The organism is Mucilaginibacter sp. Mucisp73 (genome assembly GCF_059491465.1).
In genome coordinates, this window is record NZ_CP168507.1 from 6,233,212 (window position 1) to 6,245,293 (window position 12,082).

A 12,082-nucleotide genomic window follows, 5' to 3' on the forward strand; every position below is an offset into this window, starting at 1 on the left:
GCGCAGCAATCGCACAGAAGCAGGGCCGCCGTGTATCGCATGCGATCGTTTCGTCGTTCCTCCTGGCAATGATATACGTGGTGTGAATAAGAGGAGAAAATTAATAACTTTGATCTCTTACCTTATTACAAAATGAGAAAAGCCAAAGTGCAAAAAACATTCATTCATTATGAACCACTAAAGCCTTGGGAAATAGTTTTAATAATAATTTACGCGGCAATAACTTTGGGTATTGCGTTGTCCCGATTCATTTTAAGCACAGAAGGCAGGCAAGTAGCAATAATTTTCTACGCCATGTTAACACAGCTATTTTCATATATTTTTCTGTATGTATCACTAAGAAATTTCCAAGTGTATCTAATCTGGCTATTGTTTGGCGTAATACATTTTATACTGTATCTATATCTTAAAGGGGATGCCGAATTGCAAATGGTACGAGGATATCCTTCCAGATTACTTATCAATACGATTCCTTTGCTGTTGCTCTTTCAATTTCTGAGATATTTGAGTATGAAAGCTCAGAGACGAGAATTTGTTGTACCTGCAAAAGGTGGTGGTCCCGATTTGATTGAAAATAAGAGAGTAAGCGGCGCTGACTATCTTATCATGTTAATTTATATAGGAACATGGTTAGGACTTACAATGCTTTTTTTGTTCTAATTAATAGACCGTATTTTCGCTGTTGAATACACTGCAAAGTTGCCTTAAGCGGGAGTTAAGGTAACGATATGATTTTTAGTATACTCCCAACAAAAATTTAACGTTTAATTTAACCTGAAACAATACTTTTGTAAAGTATTAAACGTAAACCCACAAAACTCATTGATAAAAACCTGGACTGAAGCCGGTACGTGCGATTGAATGATATATGATGGATAATTTAGAACTTATACAGGCAAAGTTTAAACAATTACAGGTATGCGTTATTGTACCCACCTATAATAACCAGGGTACGCTGCCCGCTGTTATTACCGATGTGTTAGCTTATACCGATCAGGTTATTGTGGTAAATGATGGCTCTACTGATAGTACTCCTGCCATTATCCAGTCGTTCCCGCAAATACAATTAGTTAGTTATACCCAAAATGTGGGAAAAGGCTGGGCCCTGCGCAAAGCTTTTGAATTTGCTGCCGAGCAGGGTTACCAACACGCTATCACCATTGATTCGGACGGGCAGCACTTTGCTGCAGACCTGCCTGCTTTTATAGAAAAACTGGAACAGGAACCGGATTCGCTGATCATAGGTTCGCGTAATATGGAGCAATCGTCGGTGCCGGGTAAAAGCAGTTTCGGGCATAAGTTTTCTAACTTTTGGTTTTGGGTGGAGACAGGCATTAAATGTCCGGATACGCAATCGGGTTATCGTTTGTACCCGATTCACCTGCTAAAAAACAGCAAATTCATCACCCGTAAATACGAGTTTGAAATAGAGGTAATAGTTCGTGCCGCCTGGAAAGGTATCAAGATAGATTGGGTTCCGGTAAAGGTTTATTATGCCCCGAAAGAAATACGGGTATCGCATTTTCGCCCCTTTCAGGATTTTTCAAGGATCAGTGTGCTTAATACTATATTGGTTATTATAACTTTCGCATACATCAAACCCCGCGATTTTTTCAGGACGCTTTTTGATAAAAAAAAAGCTAAGCTAATGCTCAAAAACCTGTTTTTTAACCCTGAACACTCGCATCAGTTAAAAGCTAAATCTGTAGCTTTTGGCGTTTTTATGGGGATTGTGCCTATCTGGGGTTTCCAGTTATTGGTGGCTATTTCGCTGGCCTTTTTGTTCAGGCTCAATAAAGCCATCGTGGTTACGGCAGCCCACATCAGCGTTGCGCCCATGATCCCGGTTATTATTTTTCTGAGTTATAAAACCGGTAGCCTATGGATGGGCGGCAAGGATGTGGATATCCCATTGGATAAAATTTCGCTTAAATCGATCGGCGAACATTTGGAACAATATCTTTACGGCAGCATTTCGCTGGCAATTTTTGCGGGTATTATAGCAGGATTGCTCACTTTTGCGTTATTGAAGCTGTTTAAGCGGAGGCCAGTCCCCGCCCTGTAATTCATGGAAAAAATCCTGGTAGGTATCTATAATTATTTCAATGCCCGCAAGCCGTTGTTTTATACAGTGTTTGCGTTAAGTTTTGTGCTTATCGGTTTTTTTGCTTCGCGGATAAGGTTTGAGGAAGATATTTCCAAAATACTGCCGAAGGATAAAAAGATAGAGAAACTCAACTATATTTTTCAAAACTCCAAGTTTGTTGATAAGCTGGTAGTGATGGTATCGTTAAAAGATTCCACACAACAGCAGCCCGATAGCCTTATAGCCTTTGCCGATAATTTTACCGAAATCGTTCAGCAAAAACTTCCACGGTATGTAAGTAAGATCAATGCAAAGGTTGATGACGGGTTGGTGCTGGCGCTTTTCGGCACTATTAATAAAAACCTTCCTATTTATCTTACCGAGCGTGACTATTTAAATATTGACACACTTATCCGCCCCGATCAGGTAAAAGAAACTCTTGCCCGCGATTTGCGTACGCTAACTTCGCCCGCGGGACTGGCACTAAAAAGCATGATCAGCGCCGACCCTGTTGGCATCTCGTACCTTGGCCTCAAAAAATTACAGCAGCTGCAATACGACGAAAATTTTGAACTGTACGATAGCTACGTGATGACCAAAGATCACAAAAACCTGTTGCTGTTCATCACGCCCCAATATTCGCCCAATAACACCGGCGAGAACGCGATAATGCTTAAAGGCATCGACCAGGTTATCGATAGTTTACAAACTAAAAACTTTAAAACGGTTAACTGTAGCTACTTCGGTACTACGGCTGTATCGGTAGGCAACGCCTTGCAATTGCGCAGGGACTCCATGTTTACGCAGGGCATTACAGTGGTTTTCCTGATTGTATTCCTGGGATTTTATTTCAGGAAAAAGCGGGCCCCGGTAGTGATACTGGTGCCAGTGCTTTTCGGCGCGCTGTTTTCGCTGGCGGTGGTGTATTTTGTAAAAGGCAGTATTTCGGTAATAGCTTTAGGTACTGGTTCGGTGGTGTTGGGGATTGCGGTTAATTACTCGCTGCATGTGTTTAACCATTACAGGCATACCCGCAGTATTGAGCAGGTGATCCGCGATTTGGCTATGCCGCTTACCGTGGGGAGTTTTACAACCATCGGCGGTTTCTTGTGCCTGGAATTTGTAAAGTCGGAAATGCTGAAAGATCTCGGTCTGTTTGCGGCCTTTAGCTTAATCGGCGCTTCGTTTTGCTCGCTGGTATTCCTGCCGCATTTTATCGCCTCCAAAAAAGAACAAGATCAGCATACAGCGCAGCTTTCGTGGATAGACAGATTATCGGCCTATAACCCCGAGTACAATAAGTTTATTATTTCAACTATTGTCATTCTTACCGTAGTATTTAGCTATACTGCCCGGAACGTAAGCTTTGAAACGGATATGAACCGCATGAATTTCATGACCGATAAACTCAAAGCGTCCGAAGCCAAACTGAACGCTATTAATAAATACGCCCTGCAATCGGTTTATTTCCTGGCTGAAGGCAAAACATTAGATGATGCGCTCCGGACTAACGAAAAGCTCTCGGCACAGATAGAATTACTGAAAGAAAAGAACATCGTCAAAAAATACTCCGGTGTATCATCACTCATTATTTCCGATTCGCTGCAAAAAGCCCGAATTGCCCGTTGGAATAACTACTGGACACCTGCAAAAAAACAGCAGTTAATGGCTGTATTGGTTAATGAAGGCGCTGCCTTAGGTTTTAAACTATCTGCTTTTGATCATTTTTACGAACTCATCAATAAAAACTTTAAACCAGTTGGCCAGGATGAAATGGCCGGCATCCGGAAAAGTTTGTTGGATGATTACATAACCGAGCGGCCGGGCCGGGCAGGGGTGATTACACTGGTTAAAATAGCCGAACAGGATAAAGCCAGGCTGTACAGCCTGTTCGAAAATTCGCCAAATGTTACTGTTGTTGATAAGCAATACTTAACAAACCGTTTTGTTGGTATCATTAATAATGATTTCACCAGCATCGCCATCATGTCGTCATTGCTGGTGTTTACGGTGCTGCTGCTTACTTACGGGCGTATCGAACTTACGTTGGTTTCTTTTATTCCGATGTTTATTTCCTGGATCTGGATTTTAGGGTTGATGGGTTTGTTGGGCATCCAGTTCAATATCGTGAACATCATTATATCGGCACTGATATTTGGTTTGGGCGATGATTACAGTCTGTTTATTATGGATGGGTTGCTGCAGGAATATAAAACGGGCAAAAAGAATTTATCGTCATACAAGTCGTCCATCTTTCTATCAGCCATTACTACGGTTGTGGGTTTGGGGGTGCTGATCTTTGCCAAACACCCGGCCTTGCGTTCTATCGCGTTGATCTCCATCATCGGCATAGTTTGCGTGGTGGTGATGGCCCAGATTCTGATCCCGTTTTTATTTAACCTGCTTATAAGGAACCGGGTGCGAAAAAAACAATTTCCCTGGACTTTGAACGGTTTCGTGATCTCCGTTTTTGCCTTTACTTACTTCGTAAGCGGATGTTTGTTGTCGAGCCTGATCGGTTTGGTTTTGATCAAGCTTAATCCTTTTAAAGGCGAAAGGAGCAAATTCGTATATCATGCTATCCTGTCTAAGTTTTGCTGGTCGATGATGTACATTATGCCTAACCTGCGTAAGCGTGTGGTGGATAAGGACAAGTTTGAGAAGCCTGCCGTGGTGATCAGTAATCACCAATCGTTTTTAGATATTTTGGTGCTGATCATGCAGCACCCTAAGCTGATCTTGTTTACCAATCATTGGGTATGGAATTCGCCGGTATTTGGCGCAGTGGTGCGGATGGCCGGTTATTTTCCGGTAGCCGAGGGAGTGGAGCAGAATATTGATGAGCTGGCTGAAAAAGTGAAGCAGGGCTATTCGATGGTGATTTTTCCTGAAGGCAGCCGCTCGCCCGATGGTAAAATGAAGCGTTTTCATAAAGGGGCTTTCTTTTTGGCCGAGCAACTGGGTATGGACATATTGCCCATTATACTGCACGGAACAGGCTACAACATGACCAAAGGTGATTTCCTGCTGAAGAATGGCACAATAACCATAAAATACCTGCCTCGTATTGCTGCCGGTGATGCTTCATTCGGTACAGGCTATGCGGAGCGTACCAAAAATATCAGCCGTTATTTTAAAGAAGAATATCAAAAGCTAAGCACCGAAATTGAGCAACCAGCTTATTTTAAAGAGCAACTGTTTTATAACTACCTGTACAAAGGCCCGGTGCTGGAATGGTATATGCGCATTAAAGTACGTTTGGAAAAAAATTACCAGGTATTTCATGACCTGCTGCCTAACCAGGGCAAAATGCTTGATTTGGGTTGCGGTTATGGCTTTATGCCCTACATGCTGCATTTTGCAGCGCCGGGGCGCAAGTTTACTGGGGTTGATTATGATGAGGAAAAGATAGAGGTGGCAGCCAATTGCTTTGGAAAAACGGAGAATATCAATTTTGTTTATGCCGATGCCCTGCAATTTGAAATGCAGCGATACGATGTCATTATCATGGCTGATATGCTGCACTATTTGCCGCCCGAGGAGCAAAAACAATTGATTGAAAAATGCATTGCCAATTTAAATCCTGGTGGCATGCTCATCATCAGGGATGGCAATAAGGATATGGAGGAAAGGCATAAGGGAACGGAGCTCACCGAAACTTTTTCGACCAAATTGCTTGGCTTTAATAAAACGGGAGCAAATGGTCTTTCGTTCCTTTCGGGGAAAATGCTGCGGGACATAGCGGCAGCGCATAATCTTTCAGTCGCCGAGATCGACAACACAAAGTACACCTCAAATATTATTTTTGTGATCAAAAAGGAAGGACAGCCGGTTTAAATGGAGGATAAGTTTGATGTACTGATCGTTGGCAGCGGCATGGGCGGCCTGATTTGCGCCGATATGCTCGGTCGTGAAGGTTACCGGGTTTGTGTTGTTGAAAAAAACAAGCAGCTTGGCGGCTCGCTGCAAACCTATGTGCGCGATAGGGTGATCTTTGACTCAGGTGTTCATTATCTTGGTGGGCTTGATAAAGGGCAGAACCTGTACCAGATCTTTAAGTATATCGATATTATTGATGACCTGAAGTTGGAAAAGCAAAGCCTCGATGCCTTTGATAAGATCGTGATCGATAACGATCCGGTTGAATATCCCCAGGCTCAGGGCTATGATAATTTCATCAAACAGCTGTTGGTTTATTTCCCGGATGAAGAACCTGCTTTACGAGCCTATTGCGATAAACTGAAAGAGGTTTGTGATAAATTCCCGTTGTATAACCTGCGCTCATCGGATGATTTTTATGAAAAGGCCGATGTGCTGGAAGTAGATACTGAAGCTTTCCTGGCATCTATCACCAATAATAAAAAACTGCAGCAGGTACTGGCCGGGAATAACTCCTTGTACGCCGGGCAGGCTGATAAAACGCCGCTGTACGTTCATGCGCTCATCCTCAACAGCTACATTGAAAGCTCATGGAAATGTGTTGACGGCGGTTCGCAGATTGCTAAACTGATTGCCCGCAATATCCGCGACAGGGGCGGCGTTATCATCCGGAATAAAGCCGTAAAAAAACTGGTGGAGCAGGATGGTAAAATAACGCATGTTGAACTGCAGCATGGCGAAAAGCTGTTTGCCGGTCATTTTATATCCAACATTCACCCGGTAAAAACATTGGAGATGACGGACTCGCAGATAATCAAGAACGTGTACCGTAACCGGTTGAAAAGCCTGGAAAACTCCGTATCGTCGTTTACCATTAACATCGTATTTAAGAAAGATACTTTCAAATACTTTAGCCACAACGTTTATAGTTTTAAGGACGGACAGGTATGGCACATGGCCGATTATACGCAGCAAAACTGGCCGCTGGGTTATGCCGTGTTCATGACTCCATCCTCAAAAAATAAAGAATACGCTGATGGCATGACCATACTGGCCTATATGCGTTATGAAGAAGTAAAGCCCTGGGAAGATACTTTCAATACGGTATCTGACGAGGCTTACCGCGGGGAAACCTATGAACAATTTAAAAAGCGGAAAGCCGACGTTTTGCTGGATGATGTAGAACTGAAATTTCCGGGTTTAAGGGATAAGGTGCATTCATACTACACCGCCACGCCGCTCTCATATCGTGATTATATTGGTAATGATGATGGTTCGCTTTATGGCATTGCCAAGGATTATAAACACCCGCTGAAAACGTTCATTTCGCCGCGTACCAAACTGCCTAATTTGTACTTCACTGGGCAAAACCTTAATTTACATGGAATTTTAGGCGCCGCCATGAGCGGGATTGTAACCTGTTGCGCTTTGTTGGGCAATGATGATCTGATAGATAAAATAAGAAATGCGTAACAGGAAATTTAGCTGGAAGCGGTTTGGGAAAAGGTTGTTGTATACAGGCCTTGTGTTTGTGGGCTTGCTGCTGATCGGTTTTATTTACCTGTACTGCGTAGCTATCGATTACCCGCCCAAACCTGTCGACTTGAGTAGCCTGCAATTACAACGAAAAGAAACTTCGCCGGGGTTTTATACCATTAATAACAACTGGTTCCGGAAAAGTAAGAGTGGTTTGTTTGAAATGTATGTAGAGGGTAAGCCTTTTGAGCGCGGGGTAATTAATGGCAAACTGAGCAAAGAGCTGGTGGTAAATCAGGAGGTTTATTTTACCGATCAGATCAATAAGATCATCCCCTCAAAGTCCTACCTGTCGTTCCTGAAGTATTTTATAGCCTGGTTTAACCGCGATTTGGCTAAGAACGTAAGCGAAGAATATAAGGAGGAAATCTACGGCATTTCTAAATCGGCATCGGATAAATACCAGTTTATCGGCTCCAATTACCAGCGCATCCTGAATTACCATGCTGCACATGATATCGGTCACGCTTTGCAGAGCATGGCGCTGGTGGGCTGCACCTCGTTCGGTACCTGGAATGATCGCTCGGCCGATGGTACCATGATCGTAGGTCGGAACTTTGATTTTTATGTAGGCGATAATTTTGCGCATGATAAAATAGTGGCATTCTTCAATCCATTCGAAGGGCATAAATTCATGACCATAACCTGGGGCGGCTTCGTAGGCGCGGTATCCGGCATGAACGAAAAAGGCCTGAGCGTTACCATCAACGCTGATAAAACCAATATCCCATCAGGCTCAGCTACACCAGTATCTTTAGTGGCCCGTGAGATCTTGCAATACGCCCAAAACATTAAAGAGGCCATCGCGATAGCCAAAAAACGCAAAATGTTTGTGTCCGAATCTTTCCTGGTAGCTTCGGCCGAAGATAACAAGGCCGTAGTGATCGAGAAAACACCCGATACGCTGGATGTGTATGATCCTCGCCAAAACTATATTGTTTGCGCCAATCATTTTCAAAGCAAAGGACTGGCACACTCTAAAGAAAACCTGGTACAACTAAGCAATAGCGCTTCGCCCTATCGTTACCAGCGTTTAATGGAACTGCTGAATGCCGAAGGCAAGAACACCGTGCAAAAAACAGTTGATATTTTGCGCAACCGCCAGGGCCTGCACGGTGAAGATATTGGTATGGGCAACGAGAAAGCGCTGAACCAATTGATAGCGCACCACTCGGTAGTGTTTGAGCCACAAAAGCTGCTGGTTTGGGTATCAACCTCGCCATGGCAATTGGGGCAGTTTGTGGCTTACGATTTGAAAAAGATATTTGCGATGAAGGGCATGCAAACTGATCATGAAATTATTGATAGCTCGCTCTCCATTAAACCAGATCCATTTTTGAATACCAAGGCTTATCATGATTTTATAACTTTCCGTACCCTAAAGCAAAAAGCTTATGACGGCGGCGTTATCAATCCGGATAGTGTGGTAGCCAGTAACCCTCAGTTTTACCACGCGTATGTGATTGCCGGTGATTACTCGTTTAAACATAACGAGTATAAAAAAGCCCTCGGGTATTACAAAACGGCTTTAACCAAAGTAATTGCCACCGTAAACGAGGAAAACTATATCAAGAAGCAGGTTGAAAAATGTACTAAAAAGTTAAGCTCATGACAGTTTTAGGTGTAGGTATTGATATGATAGAGGTGGAGCGTGTGCAAAGCAACATCGCCAAAGAGCAGGGCTTCCGTGAATTGGTTTTTTCGGCAAAGGAGATAGCCTATTGTGAGAGCAAGACCAATAAGTATCAGCATTATGCCGCCCGCTTTGCCGCCAAAGAGGCTTTTTTTAAAGCACTGGGCACGGGCTGGCTAAAAGATACCGCCTTTAACGAAATTGAGATCAGCAATGATGAAAACGGCAAGCCCATTTTAGAACCTATCGGCGAAAGCGCGGGAGTGATTAACCGTAACGGGCCGTTAAAAATTTCCGTATCATTAACCCATTTAAAAACAATGGCATCGGCCGTGGTAATTATTGAACAGTGATAACACAACACCCTGAACCATTAGCACTCCAACCCAAACATGAGGTTGTAAAATACCAGGAGCGAAAGCTGCAGGAGTTGCTCGCTTACCTCAGCCAAAACTCGCCTTTTTATAAAAACCTTTTCGCAGCACATCAGATCGATATCAACGAGGTCAAAACGCTTGATGACCTGCGCTTGATCCCGACCACCACTAAAGAAGACCTGCAAAAACGTAATGATGATTTTTTATGTGTGGATAGGGGCAGGATCATTGAGTACAGTTCCACCTCCGGCACTTTAGGCAGCCCGGTAACTATTGCCCTTACTGAAAATGATTTGGAACGGCTTGCTTATAACGAGTATAATTCCTTTACCTGTGCCGAAGGCTCGGCGGCCGACCTGTACCAACTCATGCTTACGCTCGACAGGCAATTTATGGCCGGAATGGCCTATTATTCGGGCATCCGCAAAATAGGGGCGGGGATTATCAGGCTTGGTCCTGGTGTGCCATCCCTGCAATGGGAAACTATTTTGAGGTTAAAACCTACGGCCATTGTAGCGGTACCTTCTTTTATTTTAAAGCTGATCCATTTTGCGCAGGAGCATGATATCGATATCAATACATCATCGGTAAAAAAAGCTGTTTGCATTGGCGAGAACATCCGCAATACTGATTTCAGCCTGAATATTTTAGGTCAAAAGATCACCGAAGCCTGGGATATCAAGCTGTATTCAACCTATGCCTCTACCGAAATGCAGACCGCTTTTACCGAATGCGGCGAAGGCAGGGGTGGACATCACCAACCGGAGCTATTGATAGTTGAAGTATTGGATGAACAGAACAACCCCGTCGCCCCCGGTGAATCGGGCGAGGTGACCATTACCACACTTGGTGTTGCGGGTATGCCGTTGTTACGATATAAAACAGGTGATATCTGCCATTATTTTGATGAGCCATGTGCCTGCGGGCGTACAAGTATCAGGCTGTCATCCATAGTAGGCCGTAAAAAGCAAATGATCAAGTTTAAAGGCACCACGCTTTACCCGCCGGCTTTATTTGATCTGCTGAATGGCATGGAAGAGATCAAAGATTTTGTAGCCGAAGTGTATCCCAATGAGATAGGCATGGATGAAGTGCTGCTGCACTTGCTGCCCATTAATTATACCGATGAATGCGATCGCAAGATCCGCGCTAATTTGCAGGCCCGCTTAAGGGTAAGCCCGCATATCACTTATCTTAAAGCCGACGAAATGCAGAAACTACAATTCCCTGAAGCGGTACGCAAGCCGGTTAAATTTATCGACCGAAGAAAATAAGCGATTATGTGTTAAATTTGCGGCATGCATAATGCCGATATCCTGGGCCGGTTAACACAACAGCTTGAGCTGCCATTTAGTAACCCGGTACTTGTTTTTTCGCTGATATTGTTGATCATCTTACTTGCTCCAATCATCATGGGCAAGTTCAAAATTCCGGGTATTGTGGGTTTTATTATGGCTGGCATAGCGGTTGGTCCGCATGGGTTAAACCTGCTTACCAAAAATTCGGCGGTTGAGCTGTTCTCTACCATCGGGCTGCTCTATATTATGTTCATTGCCGGCATCGAGCTTGATCTGAACGAGTTTAAGCAGAAGAAACATAAAAGTTTTGTGTTTGGCTTCTTTACTTTCTGTATTCCCATACTCATCGGTTTTCCTGTTTGTCATTATGTGCTGGATTATTCATTAATAACTTCGGCCTTAACGGCCAGTATGTTTGCCACACATACACTGGTGGCCTATCCCATAGTGAGCAAATATGGCATCGCAAAAAATGAGGCCGTCGCCATAAGTGTAGGCGGCACCATATTGACCGATACCGCCGTACTGATTTTGCTGCCTGTAATTATGGGCGCTAAGGATGGGGGGCTGGGGTTCGGCTTCTGGCTGCAGCTGATGATTTCGCTTTCGATATTCGCGTTCATCATGTTTGTGCTGATCCCGCCGTTGGCAAACTGGTTTTTTAACCGCTATCGCGATAGTAAAACACTGCCATATGTGTTTGTGCTTTTTATTGTGTTTGTGTCGGCCTTTTTATCCCAGCTGGCAGGGGTTGAACCCATTATAGGGGCCTTTGTGGCGGGGCTTGCTTTAAATAAAGCAGTACAGCAGTCATCAACCCTAATGAGCAGGATCGATTTTGTGGGTAATGCCATATTTATTCCATTCTTCCTGATCAGTGTAGGTATGCTGGTTGATTTGCGTGTGCTGGGCCGCGGACCGCAGGCTACCATTGTGGCAGTAAGCTTAACGCTTGGAGCCTTGCTGGGTAAATGGCTGGCGGCATTATCTACCCAAAAAATATTCAAATATTCGGGCATACAGCGTAACCTCATTTTCGGTTTAAGCAGTGCACATGCCGCGGCTACCCTTGCCATTATTTTAGTGGGATACAAGGCGCAGATTATTGACGACAACATCCTGAACGGCACCATTATATTGATACTGGTTACCTGCGTGGTAGCATCATTTGCTACAGAGCGCGCCGCTAAAAAGGTGGTTGCACCAATTGAAGAACCCGAAATTTTATCAGAACCCCAAATTACCGGCCACGAGCGGGAATGATACCAGTAAT

Annotated in this window: 8 protein-coding genes; all 8 read left to right on the forward strand. The window is 44.0% G+C overall.

Going from position 1 to position 12,082, the window contains the following annotated elements:
- Positions 1 to 132: 132 nt before the first annotated feature.
- The 8 genes from ACEN82_RS25910 to ACEN82_RS25945 all read left to right on the forward strand — a co-directional run bounded on the left by ACEN82_RS25910 (position 133) and on the right by ACEN82_RS25945 (position 12,072).
- Positions 133 to 660, forward strand: coding sequence for a hypothetical protein (locus ACEN82_RS25910; protein ID WP_188834144.1), 528 nt, complete (start codon positions 133 to 135; stop codon positions 658 to 660).
- Between the two features lie 208 nt (positions 661 to 868).
- Positions 869 to 2,065, forward strand: a complete 1,197-nt coding sequence (locus tag ACEN82_RS25915) for a DUF2062 domain-containing protein (RefSeq protein ID WP_413322759.1) — start codon at positions 869 to 871, stop codon at positions 2,063 to 2,065.
- Between the two features lie 3 nt (positions 2,066 to 2,068).
- The gene (locus ACEN82_RS25920) at positions 2,069 to 5,923 is read left to right on the forward strand and encodes a 1-acyl-sn-glycerol-3-phosphate acyltransferase (protein WP_413322758.1); all 3,855 of its coding nucleotides are present in this window, start codon (positions 2,069 to 2,071) and stop codon (positions 5,921 to 5,923) included.
- Positions 5,924 to 7,438, forward strand: coding sequence for a phytoene desaturase family protein (locus ACEN82_RS25925; RefSeq protein ID WP_413322757.1), 1,515 nt, complete (start codon positions 5,924 to 5,926; stop codon positions 7,436 to 7,438).
- Positions 7,431 to 9,113, forward strand: coding sequence for a C45 family autoproteolytic acyltransferase/hydrolase (locus ACEN82_RS25930; protein WP_413322756.1), 1,683 nt, complete (start codon positions 7,431 to 7,433; stop codon positions 9,111 to 9,113). Before ACEN82_RS25925 ends, ACEN82_RS25930 begins: the two co-directional genes overlap by 8 nt.
- Entirely contained in the window at positions 9,110 to 9,487 is a 378-nt protein-coding gene (acpS, locus tag ACEN82_RS25935; protein ID WP_413322755.1) for a holo-ACP synthase, read from the forward strand. Before ACEN82_RS25930 ends, acpS begins: the two co-directional genes overlap by 4 nt.
- Positions 9,484 to 10,785 carry a flexirubin biosynthesis putative acyl-CoA ligase FlxY gene (gene flxY / locus ACEN82_RS25940; protein ID WP_413322754.1) on the forward strand — a complete coding sequence of 434 codons (1,302 nt, stop codon included), beginning with the start codon at positions 9,484 to 9,486 and terminating at the stop codon, positions 10,783 to 10,785. Before acpS ends, flxY begins: the two co-directional genes overlap by 4 nt.
- Before the next feature lie 24 nt (positions 10,786 to 10,809).
- Positions 10,810 to 12,072: a cation:proton antiporter gene (locus ACEN82_RS25945; RefSeq protein WP_413322753.1), complete on the forward strand. Its 1,263-nt coding sequence runs from the start codon at positions 10,810 to 10,812 to the stop codon at positions 12,070 to 12,072.
- The last annotated feature ends 10 nt before the right edge of the window (positions 12,073 to 12,082 follow it).